Raw genomic sequence first — 22,542 nt, 5'->3', positions numbered from 1 at the left:
CATTAGAAGTTTCGCGCGTAAACTTGATACGATCCATTTGATAAATTTCATATTTCTCCAACCTGCCAGTAGTATGATTAGTAGATTTGTATAATTTCGACAACATGTTATAAGCTTGTGGATCTTATATTTTGAATTGCCTTATGTTATCTTTCATTTCTTGAATTCGTTCAACAAGTTTATAGGATGAATCAGAAACTTCCTCAAGAGTCGTTAGCTGTTCTTCTCCCATAGAAGCAATCCCGGCTAATTCTGCATTTGTTATTTGAGAGCTTTGCTCAATGTCTGAGATCATTTGACGAACAGAAAGCATTTGATCAAAAGCCTCATGCATGTCTAGCTTTATACTTTCAATTTCAACTTGCTGTTTACTTCTAATCGAAAGAATCGTTTTAAAGCCACTTTGTATTTCCTCAGTTATGATTTTACTGGTTTGAATATTCTTCAGTGTTTCAGCGTTTTGTTTTCTGATTGAAGATGATAGTCTTGAAATATCGTCTGTTTTGTCATCAGATTGCTGTGAAACTCTATCTGTTTCATCAGAAATTTTCTTTATTCGAGTAAATGTGTTTGATACATGTTGATTTTCTGAAAGATTTGGCATCTCATTTAGTAGAGAAAGGTACAGTAAAGTAAACTCCTTTGAAACAAGTTTAATGAATCGAATATTTTCATTCACTTCTCCTGACAATCTCTGAAGTTCTTCTGATTTTGTATTCATGGTATAAATCATTTTACTCATATTTCCAAGTTGTTGATGAAAGGTTATAAGTTCATTACTAATTTTATTTGTAATATGTAAGGTTTCATTTGATTGGAGGTTGATTTTATTTGATTTTCCTAGTATTTCGTTATATTTAAAAATCAGATGTTCAAATGTTGAGACTGAGTTTTGGATGAGTTGATCTTGTGTGTAAAGATTGGTTGAAATTTTTTGTGTGGCTTCGGCAACTTCTTCTCCTGCCAGCCGGTTCTCCAGAATACTTTGGTGAATATCCTTTGAGGTTAACACGACTAAATCATTTGTTCTTCTCACACTTAAGATAATATCCTTTAAATTATGAAACATTCGATTATACGAGCGGCATAATTCTCCGATTTCATTTTTGTAAGGATAGGTTATTGCACCTATTGTTAAATTTCCTTCAGCAATTTCATTTGTTTTTTGTCCTAAATGACGTATGGGTTTTACAAAGCTTCCAGATATATAGATTGCAAAAAATAATGAGATCATAATGACCGAAATAAATGCACAAATATAAATAGTGATATCTCTTTTTAGGTTAGTGGATATAATATGTTGTGATTCCCCTTTTACTAAAAGGGTTTTTTGTAAGAGTGACTGAACTTTTTCATCAATGAGGTCTGTGAGAATTGTAATATATTCATAGGTGATATTTCGTTTATCGGCAGGTGCATTTTCTTGTATTTGTTCCCCAAGCTTATCAATATATTCAGTCGTAGTCGTTAATGTCTGGCGAACCTCTGAAATTTCCTTAGTAAATTGGCTATTCTTATCATCTTGTTCAATTTTATCTAAGTTATGGTACATATTGTTAAGGTGTTCGTATTGGGTACCATTTTCAAACAGTACCTTCCCATACGCAATATCCCTAATCTCCTCATCTAACTTTTGCTTGAGTGAACCATTTATTGAATTCGTTAATTTAATTGTTTCCATCATCGCGTTATACTGCCGAACATATCCAAGGAAAAGATAGATTTGTACACAGTTAATTGTTGCAAGCAATAACAGAATGACCAAAAAAACAAAGATTATTCTTTTTCGTAATGAAAGATCTGATAATTTTGGATGCGCTTTCAATTAACCCCTCCCCCTTCTAGACATATTCTACTATAGAAAGAGTGAAAAGTAGATGAAAAGATTTTACACATTTTTAAAAGAATTTACAATTTTATAAACAAAAACAATTTATAAACTAAATGATTTGCAATTTTTTCGAAAGTTATTCCATTCACCGATAGTGTGTAAGCGTTTTATAATAAGGTTATTCCAATAAAGGAATGTTGTTTGTTTAAACAATCTGAGTGGGAAAGTAGAGGGGGAGAAGCAAATGATGAAAAAACGTTTAAAAAGAAAAACAGTATTTTTCCTAATGATGTCGCTCATGCTTTTATTAGCTGCATGTAGTTCATCAGGAACAGGAGGGGGAACAGAATCTGGTAGTGCTAGTTCAGGAGATTCTAAGTCTAGTGAAAAGTTAGTCATCGGTTTTTCGCAAGTAGGGGCTGAGAGTGAGTGGAGAACGGCAAATACAAAGTCTATGCAGGATGCCATAAAAGCTGCAGGTCATGAGTTAAAGTTTTCTGATGCTCAGCAAAAACAAGAAAATCAAATTAAAGCCATTCGTTCTTTTATCGCTCAAAAGGTAGATGCCATTGTTTTTTCACCAGTTGTTGAAACAGGGTTTGAAACGGTATTACAGGAAGCAAAAGATGCAGGGATTCCTGTATTCCTCGCAGACCGTGCTGTAGATATTGAAGATGATTCACTCTGGGTCACATTCTTAGGATCTGACTTTGTTGAAGAAGGAAGAAAAGCTGCAAACTGGTTAGTGGAAGAAACAAAGGATATGGACGGTGATGTGAATATTGTTGAGCTTCAAGGGACAGTAGGTTCAGCTCCAGCGATCGACCGTAAAGAAGGATTTGAGGAAATTATTAAAGATCATCCTAATCTAAAAATTATCAAATCTCAAACAGGTGACTTCACACGTGCTAAAGGAAAAGAAGTTATGGAAGCGTTCTTAAAATCTGATGGAGAAAACATTGATGTTTTATACGCCCATAATGATGATATGGCCATCGGTGCGATTCAAGCAATTGAAGAGTATGGCTTAACGCCCGGTGAAGACATTAAAATCATCGGCGTGGATGCAGTAAGAGGAGCATTTGAGGCGATGGCAGCAGGCAAAATGAATGTCACAATTGAGTGCAATCCATTGTTTGGACCGCAAATGGTCGATTTGATTGAAGCACATCTTGCTGGAGAAGAAATTGAAAAGCGTGTAGCTGTCGAGGAAAGCATGTATACAATGGATCAAGCAGAAGAGTTATTACCAACACGTGAATATTAATTAAGAGATTAAACAAACATATAGCCACTAGATTAGTAGTATATCTTCGTATTACTGACTAGTGGCTTTTAAAATAAATAGTTTAGGAGGGAAATGCGTGAAAAAGACTCCAGTCCTTATCATGGAAGGAATAACAAAGGAGTTTCCGGGAGTAAAAGCTTTATCAAATGTGCAGTTAACACTTTATCCAGGTGAGGTTCATGCACTTATGGGTGAGAATGGTGCTGGAAAATCGACATTAATTAAAGTGTTAACCGGTGTATATACGTTTGATAAAGGAACGATCACTCTGGAGGAAAAAACCATAAGAGTATCTAACCCACTTGAAGCACAAAACCTAGGGATTAGTACAGTTTACCAAGAGGTGAATTTATGTACGAATCTCTCTGTCGTAGAAAATATCTTTATTGGTCGGGAAATAATGAAAAGAGGTCGTCTTGATTGGAAGGAAATGAATAGGAAAGCAAAAGAGTTGTTGCAAACAAGATTAAACTTAGATATCGATGTCACAAAGTTGCTTTCATCCTATTCGGTTGCGATTCAACAAATGATAGCAATTGCACGATCACTTTTAGTCTCTGCGAAGGTCCTGATTTTAGACGAACCAACATCAAGCCTTGATCAAAATGAAGTTAATCAATTATTTAATGTTATTCGGAAATTAAAACATGATGGTTTAGCTATTGTGTTTGTCAGTCACTTCCTTGACCAAATTTATGAAATAACAGATCGATTAACCGTTTTACGGAATGGCCAATGGATTGGTGAATATATGACAAATGAAATTGAGAGACTTGAATTAGTTTCTAAAATGATTGGAAAAGACCTAAACGAGCTTAAGAGTAATGATCACGCAACAGCCATTCATTCAAATGAAAAGAAAAAGCTTTTTTTAGAAGGAAAAGAAGTATCGAAGAAAGGGAAAATTTCTCCTTTTGATATTGATATCCATGAAGGAGAAATTGTAGGGCTTGCTGGACTTCTTGGTTCAGGGAGAACAGAGTTGGCAAGGCTATTGTTTGGAGCAGATAAAGCAGATACAGGTGAATTTAAGATAAACGGAAGCAAAGCCAATCTTACATCCCCAAAACAAGCTATTTCAAAGGGAATCGCTTTTTGTTCTGAAAACCGCAAAACAGAAGGGATTATTGCAGACCTCACAATTAGAGAAAATATGATTCTAGCGATGCAAGGAATACAAGGTTGGTTTAGGTATATCCCAAAGAAAAGGCAAATTGAAATTGCAGATGAATATATCAAATTACTGAACATCAATCCACCAAATCCCGAGCAGTTAATCAAAAATTTAAGCGGTGGAAACCAACAAAAAGTTTTGCTTGCTAGATGGCTGATTACAAATCCTAATTTATTAATATTAGATGAGCCAACAAGAGGGATTGATGTAGGTGCAAAAGCAGAAATTCAAAAGCTTATGGTTTCACTTAGTAAAGAAGGGATGTCCATTTTATTTGTCTCATCTGAAATAGAAGAGGTATTACGAACTTGTCGCAAAATTGCGGTTCTACGAGATCATAAAAAGGTTTCAGAGATAGAAAATAATCAACAAATTACACAAAAAGATATTATGAAAGCAATGGCTGGAGGTGTGACATGATGAAATCAAAATTATTTTGGCCTATTGTCGTTTTACTTATCATCTTGCTTATTAATCTGTTCTTTGATAAAAGTTTCTTTTCGATTGAAGTGAGGAACGGCTATTTAACTGGTAGTTTAATAGATATTCTTAATAGAGGAGCACCGCTGTTATTAGTTTCAATCGGCATGACTCTAGTTATTGCAACAAAAGGAGTTGATTTAGGTGTTGGTTCAGTTATTGCGATGGCTGGTGCAGTTGGTGCAATGACCGTAAGTGGGGCAAATGGCGATAGTTTACTCCCATTATTTACCGCAATTGGATTGGTTATTGGAATCTCTATTTTAACGGGATTATGGAATGGTGTGCTAGTTTCGAGAATAGGTGTTCAACCAATTGTTGCCACATTAATCCTGATGGTGGCTGGACGAGGTATTGCCCAATTAATTACTGATGGTCAAATCATGACAGTCTATTATGATCCATACACCTTTATCGGTGGCGGATATTGGCTTATGCTTCCTTTTTCCATTTTTATCGTAGCTGCAGTGTTGATTATTGCGTCTCTATTAACTAGAAAAACCGCTTTAGGATTATTTATTGAATCGGTTGGAACGAATCCTGAAGCTAGTAGGCTATCAGGTATTAACTCCAAAAATATCTTATTAATGGTTTATGTGTTTTCAGGACTTTGTGCAGGGATTGGTGGTTTAATCCTAAGCTCAAATGTAGCGAGTGCGGATGGTAATAATGCAGGTTTATGGTATGAGCTTGATGCCATATTAGCGGTCGTAATTGGTGGTACATCACTGAATGGCGGTAGATTTTACTTAATGGGAACAGTGATCGGTGCCCTTATCATTCAAAGTTTAACGACAACGATATACTCAATTGGAATTGCACCGGAAATAAACCTTGTTGTAAAAGCAGTTGTTGTCTTAATTGTTTGTTTATTACAATCTCCTGAATTTAGAAAAAAAGTATTCAGTGTTTTTTCAGTGAAAAAGGCAAAAGAAAAAAGTGAGGGAGTGTCGGTATCATGAATAAAAGGTTACAAATAGATTCTAAACACCTCCCCTTAACAGCAACAATTCTGTTATTTATTATGATGTTCATATTTGGCTCTGTAAGATATACTGGATTTTTTTCTACACAAGTTTTCTTGAATTTGTTTATTGATAACGCATTCTTGATTGTTGTTGCCGTAGGGATGACATTCGTGATTTTATCAGGAGGAATTGATCTTTCAGTTGGTTCGATCATTGCGTTAACAAGCATGGTGGCAGCAAGCCTGACAATGAATGCTCAACTTTCTCCAGTTCTTGTCATTCCGATCAGTTTACTTGTTGGAACAATCCTTGGCTTCTGTATGGGCTGCCTGATTCATTTCTTTAACTTACAGCCATTTATCGTGACACTTGCAGGGATGTTCCTGGCAAGAGGATTATGCTATCTCATTAGTGTTGAATCGATCACGATTAACCATGAGTTCTTTAGTTTTATGGCTAGTACCCGAATCTCAGTCGGTGGAGGAAACTTTATTTCCATTAGTGTCATCATTGCAATGTTAGTGGTGATTGCCGCTATTTTTGTTGCTCACTACTCGAAATTTGGACGTAATGTGTATGCCTTAGGTGGAAGTGAACAATCTGCCTTATTAATGGGTTTACCTGTTGGGAAAACAAAAATTTTAATTTATACAGTTAGTGGATTTTGCTCATCACTTGCTGGGTTAATTTTCACTTTCTATATGTTATCAGGTTATGGACTGCATGCAAATGGTTTAGAGCTAGATACAATTGCAGCTGTTGTTATTGGTGGTACTTTATTGACAGGAGGTGCTGGGTATGTAGCTGGAAGTGTCGTAGGTGTCCTAATTTTAGGTATTATTCAAACAGTTATTGTCTTTGAAGGAACATTAAGTTCTTGGTGGACTAAAATTGCAATTGGAGCATTGTTATTATTATTTATTGTATTACAACGGGTGATTGTTGCCAGGAGCAAGGCGGGTCAAACAACAATATCCTCCCATTAAAGGAACATTGTGATGCGATGGAGAAATAAATATCGAGGAGTGAAAAAATGAAAAAAAGGAAAAAGCTCTCGATTTGTTTATTAACAATTATGATGTTTAATCTTTTTTCAGGATTACTACCGCAATCATTATTTGCAGTAGAGCAAAGCTCAACAACTCCTGAACTGATTCTTCATTATGATATGAAATCGAGTAGTAAAAATGGTGATCAAATGACATTGACTGACGTATCAGGGGATGAAAAAGCGTTTGATGGAATATTTAAAAACCCAGAAAATGGACAATTGGTTAAAAATGATGAAGTCGGATATGTTTCCTTTAATGGGGGAAGTTCAACGTCAAAAAGCGGATATATTGAGGTCCCAAAAAGTGAAGATGGTTCAGATTTATTAACAGGCTTACAAGAAGTCACGATTTCCACTCTTGTAAATTGGACGAATGACGGTGCTAATCGTTGGATTTTTGGATTAGGGACAGTAACAGATGATGCTGAAAACGGCAATAAATATTTCTTTGTTACCCCAAGACATGGTTCGGGAGATGTAGCTGCAACAGGGATTTCTAAAGCCGGATGGAAAAATGAATCACTTGTAAAGGCAACATCGACGATGAGAGCGGGGGAATGGGAAGTCGCTACCGTCGTGTTCTCGGAAAAATCCGACACGATCACATTATTCGTAAATGGGAAAAAGGTAGCGTCAGGCTCAGCTGGTGGAAAGAAACTGGCAGAAATGATCGATCCTTCATCTAGCTTCTCAGGCTTTATTGGAAAATCCATCTTTAAAAATGATCCATTTTTTAAAGGAATGATAGGTGATTTCCGTGTATATAATGGTGCACTTTCAGAAGCACAGGTAGCAGATTTATATACAGAAACATCTAGTAAAATTGATAAAATCAATCAACTTGTTATTAACGATGCGACAGAATCTCTAGAGATGATAGAATATTTAGATAGTGGTGATCAAGTAGATAAAATAACTAGTAATATCGCACTTCCGACAAAAGGCAAACATGGGGTAGATGTTACTTGGAGCTCGAGTAACACGGAAGTCATTGCAAATGACGGGACCGTTACTCGTCCTGGTAAAACAGAAACAGATGTAGAAGTAGAGTTAACTGCTAGCATCTCCTATGAAGGAGCTGAAAAAGTGAAAAAGTTTGTTGTAACCGTTTTAAAAGAGTATTCTGATGATCAAGTAGTAGACTTAGACGCATCAAACTTAGCACTTACTAACACAGATAACGTGAAAGGGAATATAACTTTACCGCTATCAGGCATAGAAGGAAGCACAATTACTTGGGAATCTTCAAACCCGAAAATTGTAAAAGGGTCAGCTGAGGCAGCTGATCATAATAAAATGCTTGGCTGGGTAACAAGACCAGAAGCTGATACAGAAGTGACATTAACGGCAACAATTTCAAAAGGAAGTGCTAAAACAACAAAAACGTTTAAGCTTACCGTAATAAAAGACCCTGGCAAATTAACATATGATGCCTATTTCTTCTCGTATTTCACTGGAGAGTACGAAGGTGGAGAGGAAATTTCTTTCGCAACAGCAGAAGATCCATTAAAATGGCGTTCATTAAATAATGGTCAATCGATCATTCAATCAACGATGGGTGAAAAGGGGATTAGAGATCCGTTTGTCATTCGATCTCCTGAGGGAGATAAATTTTATATGTTAGCAACTGATTTGAAAATGGGTGAAAGCACAAACTTTGACCAAGCTCAAATCACTGGAAGTCACTCCCTTATGATTTGGGAATCGGATGATCTTGTGAATTGGAGCGAACAACGAATGGTAGAGGTGGCTCCTAAAACGGGTGGAAACACTTGGGCACCTGAAGCTATTTATGATGAGAAATCAGGTGAATACGTTGTATTCTGGGCTTCTTCGATGAAAAACGAAGAAACATACGGGAATTATCCGAATGGAAGACCAGCAGGACAGTACAATGTCATGTATTACGCAACAACAAGAGACTTCCATACATTCTCTGAACCAAAAGTATTTATTGATGAAGGTTTCCCGACGATCGACACCAGCTTTATCGAAAACGACGGAACATTTTATCGATTTACAAAATCTGAAGTCAATTACCGAGTGTATTATGAGAAAGCAACAGATCTTTTCAATGACAAAGATGGTATTAAGGAGAATGGATTCCAATACGATGTGATCCCTGGAACAAAAGATGGAAATAAAGGTCTAATCGGTCACCAAGGCAACAACGAAGGGCAAACAATTTTCAAAGACATCCATGAAGATAAATGGTACATGTTCTTAGATTCTTGGCCATATCATGTGCGTTGGTCGACAGATTTGGAAGATGGTACTCAATTTGTGAACAATTTACTTCCTGATTCTGAATATGCACTCCCACCTGGTCCTCGACATGGAACCGTTATTCCGATCACGACTGAGGAATACAATGCACTTCAAAAAAAATACGGTATGCCTGGACCTGAGAAATCTGATAAGCCAGTTGTACATTATACATTTGATAAAGAAGACATTGATGGAACAACAGTTAAAGATGTTTCCAATAATGGGTTTGATGCAAAATTAGTTGGTGGATCTAAGATTGATTCTACTGACACAGTTGGGAAATCTTCTGGAGCAGTAGACTTAGATGGAAGTACAGGATATGTTGAGCTTCCGAAAAATGTCATTAAAGATCTTAACCTAGAAAGTATGACAATGTCTACTTGGGTAAAAGTCGAAGGTGATCAAGCAAATCAACGCATTTTTGACTTTTCATCTAATACAGGAAGAGTTGCAAACCGCAATACGATGTATTTGAGTACACAAGGTGATACAGGTAACTTGGAATTTGCTATTGTGACTCCATTCACAGAAAAGTTTGCCAATCAACATTCTCTTTTAGGAAGCTCGTATAAATATGCTGTGAGAGCGCCAATGCTTTCTGCTAGTTCATGGCATCATGTAGCGATGACAATTGAAGGATTTGATGCTGTTTTATATGTGGATGGAAAGGAAGTTTCAAGAAGCTCAACATATAATGTAGAGCCTAGAATGCTAGTAGAAACAACAATGAACTATTTAGGTAAATCGAGCAATAACAATCATAGTCTTTTTAAGGGGAAGTTTGATGACTTTAAAATTTACAACAGAGCTCTGAACGCTGAAGAAATTACCAGTTTAGCGGATGAAGAGGTTTCAACACCACCTGAAAAGGAACCAGAAGAAACAAAGTTAATTCTTGACTACGATATGAGTAAAGTGGAAGACACGAAAGTAGTAGATCAAACAGGTACTTATGATGGTAAGCTTGTCAATCCTCAAAACGCTGAAGTTATTAAAGGAGAAGAAGCTGGGGTGATCAATTTTAAAGGCGGCTCTACAAGCTCTTATATTGAAATGCCTCAAGGTGTGTTAAATGGATTAGAAAGTGTAACCGTTTCATCATTAGTGAATTGGGAGGGGAAGAACGAGGCTGAATGGATATTTGCTTTAGGTCAGGATAACAATAAATATCTATTTGCAACACCAAAACGAAATTCAGGCGATCGTTCTGCTCGAGTCGGGATTGCAACAGCAAGCTGGACGAATGAAGCTGCAGCAAATGCCACAACTGGTTCATTAACGTCACATGAATGGAAACTGGTTACAGCTGTTATGTCAGGCAAAGATAAGACGTTAAAATTGTATGTTGACGGTGTTGAAGTTGCATCAGATTCAACAAATGGATACACATTAGCACAGATCAATAATCCGAATGAAAGAAGTGGATTTATTGGTCGCTCATTCTATTCGTCTGATCCATATTTTGGAGGAATGATTGCAGACTTCGAAATCTATAATGGAGCCTTAACAGCTGCAGAAATTAGTGAACTAAAAGAAAAAGCAGATGAAAAAGTTGCTGAAATGGAAGGTTTACTTCTTCAAAATGCGATCAAACAACTAGATTACTCAACAATTATCAATAAAAATGAAAACAAAGATAAAATCACGTCAAATTTAGTATTCCCTAAGACAGGAGCAAATGGGACTTCAATCACTTGGGAATCAAAAAATCAAGAGATCATTACAAATGAAGGAAAAGTTTCAAGACCTTCATATGAAGATGGAGACAAAACAGTTAAGATTGTAGCGAAGATTACTGATGGGACAAATGAAGCAACAAAAGAGTTTACTGTTACTGTAGTAAAGAAACCACACGATTCAGTCGCAGTACGAGCAGACGCAGAAGCATTGAAGGTTCATAACATTCATGATGTTCGCGGTAATCTTACATTACCGACATCTGGTGAGAATGGATCAAAGATTACTTGGAAATCTAGTGATTCAAAGATGATTACAGCAACTGGTGAAGTAAAACGCCCGGCACATGGAGAAGGAAATAAACATGTGAAATTAACGGCAACAATCACGTTAAATAAGGAAACCATTACAAAGGCATTTTTAGCAAATGTGAAAGAAATGCCGCAAAAACAAGCTTATGAAGGTTACGTCTTCAGCTACTTTACAGGCGAAGGCTATACAAATGGTGAACAAATTTATTTCGCTTTAAGTGAAGGCAATAACCCACTTAAATGGAATGAGTTAAACAATGGAGCACCAGCCATCACATCTAAATTAGGAGAAAAAGGACTTAGAGATCCGTTTATCATTCGTTCTCCTGAAGGTGATAAATTCTATTTAATTGCAACAGATCTAAAAGTTAATGGAGATTGGAATTGGGACAGAGCCCAAAGATCAGGCAGTCGATCGATTATGGTGTGGGAATCCACAGATTTGATTAATTGGTCTGAGCAAAGAATGGTAGAAGTAGCTCCACCAGAGGCAGGAAATACATGGGCACCTGAAATCTTCTACGATGATACAACAGGAGAGTACGTCGTTTTCTGGGCATCAAAACTCTATGACAATGCCGATCATAGTGGCTCAACTTATAATAAAATGATGTACAGTAAAACAAGAGATTTCTACACATTCACTGAACCTGAAGTCTATATTGATCTTGGTTATTCAGTTATTGATACAACAATGATTGAACATGATGATAAAATTTACCGTTTATCAAAAGATGAAAGAAGCAATACATCTTCCTCACCAAACGGTAAGTTTATCTTCCAGGAGGTAGGAAACTCAGTCCTTGACCCTAACTTCGCGCTTATTAAAGAGGGAATTGGAAAAGGCTCAATTGGTCAAGGTGAAGGTCCAACGATCTTTAAATCAAATGCAGAAGAAAAATGGTATATGTTCATTGATGAGTTCGGCGGTAGAGGATATGTTCCTTTTGAAACAACGGATCTGCAGTCAGGCGAATGGAAAGTATCTGAAAACTACGATTTACCAGCACGACCACGTCATGGAACAGTACTTCCAGTAACCAAAGCGGAACATGAAGCCTTACTAAAAACAGTTCCGGCTGTTAAAGTTCCAAGCGCTGAACAACATCCAACAAGTGTAACACTTGATCAGGAAGCAGTCACGTTGTCAGAAGGTAAAACAGGAACACTGCAAGCAACAGTTACACCTAATGATGCTGTCAATAAAGCGGTTGTATGGTCTAGTAATAATGAAGAAGTTGCAACCGTTGACGAAAATGGAAAAGTTACGGCCTTAAAAGAAGGAAAAGCAAAAATCACTGTAACAACAGTTGACGGTGGATTAATGGCGGTGAGTGAAGTAACTGTCGAGAAGCCAAAGGATACAACACCACCAGTAATCGAATTTAATGGCTATCAAGAAACATATACCGTTGATTCAAATATTAAGATTACTTGTAACATCACCGATGATTTGTCTGGTATCGCTTCAAAAGAATGTGAAAATATTGAAGGACCAGCTTATGAATTTGAGCTAGGAATCAATAAATTTACGGCTACAGCGACAGACAAAGCAGGTAATACTGCAATAGCAGAAATCGAATTTACAGTCACTGTTGATTTTGATAGTTTCGGTCGCTTAACAGAGACGATGGTAACGAAAGAAGGAATAGCTGACGCCCTAGTGAAAAAGCTTCAAGCTGCGAAAGCATCAGCAGCAAAAGGCAATCAACAGGCAATGAATGGTCAACTAAACGCTTATGAAAATCAATTAAAAGCTCAAACTGGAAAATCAATTTCTGAAGAAAACTCAAAGATATTGATTGTTCTATTAAAGAAATTGAAAGGTTAATAAACGAATAAAAACTAGCTTCTTAGTCTCAGGACAAGAGGCTAGTTTTATTTTTTGTTTTTTACTAAAAAGGTGTTGTCCTGAGGACCGTTACCAGGTGCTGTGTTATAATTATAAGCATTTTTACTGTACTTACCGTTTGGTATACCCTGAAATTTCAAGATAGGTTTATAACAGCGTTATTTCAGGCATATATATCACTTTACTTATCAATCCCTATATTCGCCTCCTGGGTGCAGATAGTAAGAGAACAAAAAAAGAGGTTAATAATCAACATGTGATCTTTAACCTCCAACACTTACTTCTCACCATATCATCCAACTACCCGACCTCATGGATTTCAAGGTTACCGTTTTAATGTATAGAATTATTAGCTACTTAGTATACTCAACTTAAATATAAAAATGCAAATTTGCTATTCAACTTCTTCCTGCTTCATATCTTTTACAGTACCAAACTTCAACCACTTGTCAAAAACACTTCCATAACTATTTTTTAATCTAAGTTCTTTTTCTCTGAAATATAAATAAAGAATTAACAAGTAATTGGTTAAGAGGTAGAAAAAAACTCCTATAAAATATTAAAATTTTATTAGTAAAGTAAATAACAAATTATAGGCCATTATTCAGGAAGGGGAAAATGGGTAACGGACGTTACGGAATTTAAGTATGGTCAATCAAAAAAAGCTTATTTAAGTGCGATTCGTGAAATTTATGATGGATCCATTAGGACACTCTAATAATAATCAACTTGTATTCAAGACACTTGATAAAGCAACAGTACTATTGAATGGAGAACAACCTCTTATCCATAGTTACCGTGGATTCCAATACACCTCTAAAGGCTTTAAACGCAAGATAGATGCGGCAAAGATGACGCAAAGCATGTCACGGGTTGGTCGGTGTATTGATATTGGACCAATGGGGTCTTTTTTTGGGACATTGAAATGTGATAAATGTAAAAAAAAGAACCAATAATGTAAAAAAATCACCCTAAACTAACTGGTGGTAAGCGGTTACGATTATAGAAGATAGTTTAATAAAGGAAAGGAGAAACCTAAAAATCCGACTTTCAGTAAGAAAGGTTAACTGTAAATTATGTGGGCAGAAGAAGATTGAACATATTTCGTCGTAATAGGGAGATAGAAGCAATTTTACCCATTTATGAACTCTACATTATACAGGGAAGTGATTAAATGCATGTAAGTGGGATTTCAGCAGCCTTTTATAAAATTTCTGAAGTGTTTGTTAGATTAGCGTATCTTAACGCGTTATGGATTGTAGCCAGTTTAACGGGTTTAATTGTATTTGGTTTTTTTCCGGCAACAATAGCGATGTTTGCCGTGATCCGAAGGTGGATAGGCGGAGAAGTAGATCTACCGGTATTTAAGCTATTTTGGAAATATTATAAATCTGATTTTATTAAAGGAAACTTGTTAGGTCTAATCCTACTATTGTTTGGTGTTACTTTATATGTAAATATGAAATTTGTTTTCTCAATAACAGCATCTGAAATTTTTTATGTTCCTATTTTAGCCATTACGATCTGTTTTAGTATAATGCTTTTATATATTTTTCCTGTCTTTGTTCATTATGAAATTAATCTATTACAAGTGATTAAAAATTCCTTTCTTATTATGGTTCTTAACCCAAAATCAACTATAGGTATGGCTATAGGAATAATCCTTCTTTATATAATCGGAAGTTTTATCCCTAGCTTAATCCTTTTTTTAGGAGGCAGTAGTTTAGCATTGTTAATGATGTGGTCAGCTAAGAATGCATTTGTAAAAGTAGTTCAAAAGGAGTGAACAAATTGTTTGGCTGAATAATGGCTGAGGGTACCAGCAGTGCAAAACATGATTTGCTTAGTGAAATTGTAAGTATATCGCTTCAATCTAAATAAAAGTAGTCAAAAATACCACCGTTCATGTAAAGAACTGAATGTTTAAGAGATTTTTGATAGCGATTACAATCACATAAATGAAAAGATGGAGGTACTAATTATGGCAAAGAAACCACATATTATTATTTTTAATCCAGATCAATGGAGAGGAGATGTCATGGGGCATTTAAATAACCCTGCAGCCATAACACCTAACCTTGACAAAATGGTAGAGGAAGACGGGGTTTCGTTTTCATCAGCATTTTGTCAAAATCCGGTCTGTACACCAAGCCGTTGTTCATTTATGAGCGGCTGGTATCCACATGTAAGAGGACACCGCACAATCTATCACATGATGCAGCCGGATGAACCTGTTTTATTAAGAACGTTAAAACAAAATGACTATTATGTGTGGTGGGGAGGAAAAAATGATCTGATCCCTAGTGATGCAAATTTTGATGAATATTGTGATGAAAAATATGAACCGGAAAATATGCCCCGAAAAGAATCAAATCTACATTTTAATAATACTTGGCGCGGGGAGCCTGATGGAAGGAACTATTATTCATTTTATGCAGGAAAAATAGAGCCATTTCCAGGAGACGAGATATTCTATGATAAAGATTGGGCTTATGTATATGGAGCAATCGATAAAATTAAAAATGCACCTGAAGATCAGCCGCTATGTATCTATCTTCCATTAATGTATCCACATCCTCCTTATGGAGTGGAAGAGCCTTGGTACAGTATGATCGACCGTGAAAAAATTCCGGAACGAGTGAAACATCCTGGTCATTGGGAAGGAAAGCCGAGCATGTTAAAGGGTATTCATGAAAGACAAAACATGCAGTCCTGGACGGAAGAAGAATGGATAGAGTTAAGGGCAACTTATTACGGTATGTGTGCACGAGTGGACCATCAATTTGGAATGGTGATGGATGCATTAAAAGAAGCGGGGATTTACGATGATACGGCAGTATTTTTCTTTTCCGACCATGGCGACTACACTGGAGATTTTAGTATTGTTGAAAAAAATCAAAATACATTCGAGGACCCAATAACAAATGTCCCTTTGATTATAAAACCGCCAGCTTCTTACCCATTGAATGCCGGGATATGTGATAGTTTAGTAGAACTAATTGATATTCCGGCTACGATAGAAGAGATGGTCGGTATTACACCAAGTCATACCCACTTTGGGAAGTCCCTTATCCCTTTATTACATGATCGAGATAAACATCACAGAGATGCTGTTTTTTGTGAGGGAGGGAGATTACACGGTGAAACACATTGTATGGAAGCAAATGCTACGAGTCATGGTTCGAAAACAGGTCTTTACTGGCCAAGACTTGATTTGCAGACACAGGAAGGACCTGAACATACAAAGGCTGTAATGTGCAGAACAAAAGAGTTTAAGTATGTTAGCCGGCTTTATGAGAAAGATGAGCTATATGATCTTAGAAACGATCCGAATGAGGTCAATAATTGTATTGATGATCCTAATTTAACTGAAGAATTAATGAGCTTAAAGGAAAGATTGTTAAGGTTTTATTTAGAAACTTCAGATGTAGTAAGACATGAACTGGACAAGAGATTTTAGTTAAAAACATGGAATGTGATGGCTACTATTTTCATAGCTAAGGATTTAAAATAAATAAAATTCAGATAGAGGAGGAATTGAGATGAAAATATTATTTTTAGATTTAGATGCAGTCAGTCCTAAACATTTAGGTTGTTATGGTTATCATCGGAACACATCGCCGAATATTGATAAAATAGCAGAGGAAGGCTGCCGTTTTACGAACTATTATACGTCTGATGCTCCGTGTGCTCCTTCACGTACAGCTTTAATGTCCGGTCAATTTGGAATTAGAAATGGCTTAGTAGGGCACGGAGGTACAGCAGGTGATATGAAGCCTGAGGGTGAACCTAGAGGGATGATGGGAAGTTTATCTCTGGGACATTCCTTGCCATCTTTCTTGCAGTCATTTGCTGGTTTGCACACAGTTCTCATAAGTCCGTTTGCACAAAGACATTCAACCTTTAATTTCTATGCAGGTTTTAATGACATAAGGAATACAGGAATGTATGGATTTGAATCAGCTGAACATGTGTCGCCCGTTGTAAAAGACTGGGTGGAACAAAATGCGATGAAGGATGATTGGTTTTTATATATCAACTACTGGGATGCACATACTCCATACCGTGCTCCAGAGAACTTTGGTAATCCGTTTGCAGAAGAGCCGTTGCCGGAGTGGCTAAATGAAGAGGTTCTTCAAAAACATAAAGAAAGGGTCGGTCCTCATACTGTTAATGAATTAAATATTGATCATCACGGGAAAACCTATAATAATGCGGAAAATGAAAAGTTCCCGCGAAATCCAGGTCAAATTCAGGATATGGATGAAATGAGAAAAATGATTGATGGCTACGATTGTGGGATTCGATATATAGATGACCATATTGGCAGATTGTTCGGGTTATTGGAAGAACAAGGTGTGATGGATGAGGTAATTGTTATTATCTCTGCTGACCATGGGGAAAATATGGGTCAACTCGGAATTTATGGTGAGCACGCAACCGCAGATGATAGAACGTGTAATATCCCAATGATTATCCGTTGGCCGGGTATGAAGGAAGGGGTAGTTGATGAAGGTTTACATTATCACATTGACCTTCCTGTAACTCTAGCAGATATCTTAAATCTTCCCCCTTCCCCTAAATGGGATGGTCAAAGCTTTGCGCCATCTATTAAGGAAGGAGCAGATTGCGGTCGTGACTACCTTGTTGTCTCTCAATGTGCCCATGTTGCCCAGCGTGGAGTACGATTCGGCGATTGGATGTATATCAGAACTTATCATGATGGATACCACCTTTTTAAGATGGAAATGCTCTTTAATTTAGCTGAAGACCCAAATGAACAAAACAATGTAGCTACTGAGAATAAATCAATCTGTATGGAAGCAGTTTATTATTTAAATGAGTGGCATGATGAAATGATGCTTAGATCAGGAGATAACGTTGATCCATTATGGACAGTTATGAAAGAAGGAGGTCCAGGCCACGCAAAAGGATTTTTACCTGGATATACGAATAGATTGATAGAAACGGGACGCCTAAGTCAAGCAGAAGAGTTAAAAAGAAAACATCCGAGTGAGTTTCCTGAGGAACCAAATGCAGTGAATATTGAATTTAACAAAATATTCAGGGCACAAATGTTTAGTGAGAAAAAGTGGAATAATAGCTAACTGTGCAGTGAATAGACACCGGTAATCTTTAACCAACTTTCCCTTATGTAAAAAATATTCTAAATAATGTAAAAAACTTCCCCTAACAGAAAAATGGGTAAACGATTACAATTTAATTATTCAAATATAATAAACGGGGGGAAGAAATGAGGAGTAGAAAGCTTAAACAAATCTCAAAAATATCACTAGCAATGCTGCTTTTATTACTAGTTCTAGCAGCCTGCTCGGGTGGAAAAGAAGCGGGTACCGTTGAAAGCAGCAATGGAGAAGTTGTTATTAAATACTGGTCTGCATCAGATACATTCAATGGTGAGAGTAGTCCTGGAATGCAAGCTGTTAAAGAATTTAATGAAAAGTATAAAGGAGAAATTCGCGTAGACGCAAAATATTCTCCATGGGAGGAACATAATCCGTCTATGCAAGCAGCACTAGCTTCTGAAGGCGTACCTGATTTATTTCAAATGCCTCTAGGTGCAAAAGTAGGCACATTGGTAGAAGACGAGTTGATCCAACCGATTTCTGAATTAGTTTCTGATGAGTGGTCAAGTAAATTCTATGAAGGTACTTTTGTAGAAGGGGTAAACCAATTTGACGGGAAAATTTATGCATGGCCTGAATCAGGAGATTCTATGAGCTATATGCTTTATTATAACAAGGATGTGTTAGAAAAAGCAGGCTTAGACTCTAATAAACCTCCAAAGACATGGGATGAACTCAAAGAGATGGCCAAAAAAGTGACAGAGCAAGGAAAAGGAGATACCTTCGGCTTAACTTTTGCTGGAGGAGGACCTGCAGTATTTGTTGAAAATGCAATTTCCGGTTTTGCTTTGGGGATAAATCCTGAACATACTAATGATGGCTTTAATTTAAAAACTGGTCAATATGAAGTGAATGGGGAAAATTGGGTGAATAGTGTAAGCTATTTACTAGATTTAAAGAAAAATGGATATATTCTACCTTCATCTATGATGTTAAAAGTGCCGGAAGCACAAATGTTATTTGGTGAAGGGAAAGCTGCATTCCTACTAGATGGAAGATGGGGAATGTGGCAAATCAAGAAAAATACGCCTGAAGCAAATTTTGGTGTTACACATAGTCCTACACCAGACGGCAGTATTCCTTCTTATGGATATAATATTGCATTACATGAGAGAGAAAACGTTATTTCAAAAGATACGAAGCATCCTGAAGCGGTTGCGAAATTTATTGAAGAAGGACTTACTTCTAAATTATTCTATGAAAAATATCTTCAAAGTGGAGTATCGCTAACTCCACTGCCAGAAGTAAATGAAGATACTAGTTCGTATCCTTATCCTGTTTTTCATGATTTTGTTCAAGTTCATGAGGAAACTCTAAAATCTATTCCTGATCCATTTGCAAGAAATACTGAACAAGATGCAGTTTCTGATGCAATAGGCGGTATCGGACAATCAAAAATGAAACCATCATTTAGTGAAGTTATGGTTATGTTAATGAATGAGACAGGAGACGTTGAAGAATTACTTAATGAAACGAATGAGAAATTGAATCAAAATCTAGAAGAAGCGGTAAAAAAGGTGAAAGAAGAGGGTGCAAATGTCAGCCTGGAAGACTATAAGTTTCCAAATTGGGACCCTCAAGCTGAGTATCTTCAGGAAGATTATGAAGAGCTGAATAAGTAATTTATAAGTTTTATTGAATTCATTTACTTCAATTTTAGGAGAGATAAAATGAAGCCTAAAAACATACTATTTATTACGACAGATCAACAACAATTTGACGCTATAGGTAATAGTGGTACCTATTATACTCCAAACCTAGATAAACTATCAGAAATGGGTGTTACATTTACTAAACATATTGTGACATCAGCTCAATGTGCACCTTCTAGAGCTACTTGGATGACAGGAAGATATCCGCATCAAGTTGGCGTAAATATTATCGGGCATATGCTCGATCCTCAGGATGAGAATATTGCTTATTCTTTCAATGATGCAGGGTATGAGACTGTCTATTTTGGAAAGTGGCACCTTGGAGGTCGACCATCTGACTATGGTTTTAAAGTTACTGATTACCGTACAGATGGTGTTGATTTGAGTGGCGCAAATGAATCTCATCAATATTTTAGCAATAAAGATGCACATACAACTGCTCAGACGATCAATTATTTAGATGAGTATAGTGGAAAAGATCCGTTCTTTATGCATGTTTCTTGGTATATGCCGCATCCAAATCAGCCTGAAACAGGACCGTTTGAAGATGTAAGCGCATTCGATGATAGGTTTAAGAAAAGTGATATGCCTGTGCCTAACAGTTACTATAAAGATGATTTATCAACCAAACCTGCTCATCAGCAAATTAGAGCGCAATCAGGAGAGTCAAAATTAACAGAAGAATTGATTAGAGAAGATGCCAGAAAGTATCGAAAATTAGTTTCATTAATGGATCGTAACCTGGGGAAGATTTTAGAAAAGCTAGAGGAAAAAATGCTATTAGATCATACAATGATTCTTTTTACATCAGATCACGGTGATATGCAAGGGGCTCATCGACTGAGGTTAAAAGGAGTATTACCTTATAAAGAGCTCTATCATGTTCCTTTAATCATGTATTTACCATGGATTTCTTCGAAAAGAAAGGTAATTGGGGATCTTACTTCTAGTGCCAGTCTGTCCGGGACAATGCTAGATGCAGCCGGAGTCCCTTTACCGGAATCTTTTTATCCATCATTATTACCATTATTGGATGAAGAAACTGAAAATCCTGAAGCTCATGTTTTTATTGAACACTACAAAGCATATTGGGGTCAGCATCCTTTACGGGGGATTCAAACAGAGAACTACAAATATGTTTATTATTATGAAGACAATATAGAAGAGATGTACGATTTACAAAATGATCCTGACGAATTAAAAAATATTTGCAATGACACTCAATATAAATCTATCAAACAGAAATTAAAGGACAAAGTAGACGATTGGTGGGCTAAAACAGGTGCATTATCAAAAGAACCTATAGTAGATCCGGAGTCTACTTGGGGAAAAGCAAAAATATAGACTTATTTTGTATACTAACTTTCTTCTTAGACTGTAACTGATTATATTCCCCAAAAAATACCTGTTTCTCTAAATAGACAGGTATTTTTTGCTACAACTAAGTAATTGATAACCTAATAACAGTGAGGAGTGTTACTATGAGCAGGAAATCTGATAGGCCAAATATTCTTTTTATTATGGACGATCAACATAGGTTTGACTATCTTGGATGTGCGGGTTTAGATTCTGTTAATACCCCAAATATTGATAGACTGGCTTCAAGAGGTGTTAGATTTACGAATTGTTTTACAAATTCACCAATATGTGTTCCAGCACGTATTGGGTTGGCTTCCGGTCTTCAACCTTCACGTATTGGTGCAGTTGACAATTGGTGCAGTTTACCTTCTAATATCCCAACTTTTTATCAACGTTTCCGTGATCATGGTTATCGGGTTGGCTGTGTTGGTAAACTTGATTTGAATAAGCCTGATCCCTATAACGGCAAAAACGGCGATCGAGCAGATGCCTTCAAATGGGGTTTTACACATCCAGAAGAATGTGAAGGGAAAATGCACGCTGCCAGGTCACTTACTCCTCAAGGTCCATATAGCTATTACCTGCAAGAGCATGGGTTGCTTGAACCGTTTAATAAGGATTATATGTCTCGATTTAAAATTGGCCATCAACAATCTGTTCTTAATCATCATGATTCTGTACTTCCAACTGAGCATTTTGCAGATATTTATATTGGTAGAAGAACTGCAGAATGGATTGAAAAGGTTCCAGATGATTATCCATGGTTTAACTTTGTGAGTTTTGTTGGGCCACATGATCCATTTGATCCTCCAACAGAGTATGCAGAGAAATATCGAGAAAAGGATGTACCATCTGCAGTAAAAGATTCAATGCAAGGAAAGCCAGAATGGGTAAAAAATCGACAAATTACGGATGACCCTGAAATAATTGCAAGTACAAGACGACAATATTGTGCTGCGATTGAGGTTATTGATGATCAAATAGGTATGATTTTGGACGCTTTAGAACGACGAAATATGGTAGATAACACGTACATTATTTTTACAAGTGATCATGGGGAGATGCTGGGTGATCATGGATTATATCAAAAAAGCGTTGGCTATGAGCCTGCGTTACATGTTCCATTAATTATTTCGGGTCCTGACATTCCGGAAGGGGAAGTGTCTGACGCACTGATCGAACTCATTGATCTGAATCCAACTGTGTGTGAATTGGCAGGACTCCCGGCTCAAGAGAATATTGACGCAAAATCTTTTGGCTCAATTCTCAGGAAGGAGAGCTTGAATCATAGAAGCGATATAGTAAGTGCAGAACGTAATTTTAGAGTACTCCGAACAAATAGGTACAAATATATAGAAAATTACAATGATATTTCTGAATTATATGATTTGAAAGAGGATCCACTTGAATTAAAAAATCTAGGAGAAGTTCAGCCCGAACTGGTTCGTAAATTTGCATTGCGGATTAGGCAGCGTTTTCTTTAA

The 22,542-nt window shown here is 36.7% G+C and carries 12 protein-coding genes and 1 pseudogene; 12 read left to right on the top strand and 1 reads right to left on the bottom strand.

The window, feature by feature from the left end; translation table 11 throughout:
* Positions 1 to 124: 124 nt before the first annotated feature.
* The gene (locus LC095_RS05745) at positions 125 to 1,825 is read right to left on the bottom strand and encodes a HAMP domain-containing protein (RefSeq protein ID WP_226527250.1); all 1,701 of its coding nucleotides are present in this window, start codon (positions 1,823 to 1,825) and stop codon (positions 125 to 127) included.
* A gap of 253 nt (positions 1,826 to 2,078) precedes the next feature.
* On the opposite strand from LC095_RS05745, the gene LC095_RS05740 reads away from it, so the two are divergent.
* From LC095_RS05740 to LC095_RS05685, 12 genes and pseudogenes are all read left to right on the top strand, one after another.
* The gene (locus LC095_RS05740; protein WP_226527249.1) at positions 2,079 to 3,098 is read left to right on the top strand and encodes an ABC transporter substrate-binding protein; all 1,020 of its coding nucleotides are present in this window, start codon (positions 2,079 to 2,081) and stop codon (positions 3,096 to 3,098) included.
* A gap of 121 nt (positions 3,099 to 3,219) precedes the next feature.
* On the top strand, positions 3,220 to 4,713 hold the full coding sequence (locus LC095_RS05735) for a sugar ABC transporter ATP-binding protein (protein WP_226527352.1): 1,494 nt from the start codon (positions 3,220 to 3,222) through the stop codon (positions 4,711 to 4,713).
* Positions 4,713 to 5,735, top strand: coding sequence for an ABC transporter permease (locus LC095_RS05730; RefSeq protein WP_226527248.1), 1,023 nt, complete (start codon positions 4,713 to 4,715; stop codon positions 5,733 to 5,735). Before LC095_RS05735 ends, LC095_RS05730 begins: the two co-directional genes overlap by 1 nt.
* Entirely contained in the window at positions 5,732 to 6,727 is a 996-nt protein-coding gene (yjfF, locus tag LC095_RS05725) for a galactofuranose ABC transporter, permease protein YjfF (RefSeq protein ID WP_226527247.1), read from the top strand. Before LC095_RS05730 ends, yjfF begins: the two co-directional genes overlap by 4 nt.
* Positions 6,728 to 6,774: 47 nt before the next feature.
* Complete coding sequence (locus LC095_RS05720; protein ID WP_226527246.1) at positions 6,775 to 12,879, top strand: immunoglobulin-like domain-containing protein; 6,105 nt, start codon at positions 6,775 to 6,777, stop codon at positions 12,877 to 12,879.
* Positions 12,880 to 13,516: 637 nt separating this feature from the next.
* A pseudogene (locus tag LC095_RS05715) lies at positions 13,517 to 13,832 on the top strand (transposase); the annotation flags it as partial.
* 242 nt (positions 13,833 to 14,074) lie between these two features.
* A complete protein-coding gene (locus tag LC095_RS05710) occupies positions 14,075 to 14,686 on the top strand; it encodes a YesL family protein (RefSeq protein WP_226527245.1) in 612 nt (203 codons plus the stop codon).
* Positions 14,687 to 14,881: 195 nt separating this feature from the next.
* Entirely contained in the window at positions 14,882 to 16,360 is a 1,479-nt protein-coding gene (locus LC095_RS05705) for a sulfatase-like hydrolase/transferase (protein ID WP_226527244.1), read from the top strand.
* A gap of 82 nt (positions 16,361 to 16,442) precedes the next feature.
* A complete protein-coding gene (locus tag LC095_RS05700; RefSeq protein WP_226527243.1) occupies positions 16,443 to 18,008 on the top strand; it encodes a sulfatase in 1,566 nt (521 codons plus the stop codon).
* Positions 18,009 to 18,154: 146 nt separating this feature from the next.
* Positions 18,155 to 19,669, top strand: a complete 1,515-nt coding sequence (locus LC095_RS05695) for an ABC transporter substrate-binding protein (protein WP_226527242.1) — start codon at positions 18,155 to 18,157, stop codon at positions 19,667 to 19,669.
* Between the two features lie 48 nt (positions 19,670 to 19,717).
* Entirely contained in the window at positions 19,718 to 21,043 is a 1,326-nt protein-coding gene (locus tag LC095_RS05690) for a sulfatase-like hydrolase/transferase (protein WP_226527241.1), read from the top strand.
* Between the two features lie 137 nt (positions 21,044 to 21,180).
* On the top strand, positions 21,181 to 22,542 hold the full coding sequence (locus LC095_RS05685; RefSeq protein WP_226527240.1) for a sulfatase: 1,362 nt from the start codon (positions 21,181 to 21,183) through the stop codon (positions 22,540 to 22,542).

It is taken from the genome of Metabacillus niabensis (genome assembly GCF_020524345.1).
GTDB lineage: Bacteria > Bacillota > Bacilli > Bacillales > Bacillaceae > Metabacillus > Metabacillus niabensis_B.
This window is presented reverse-complemented; position numbering and strand designations above follow the sequence as displayed.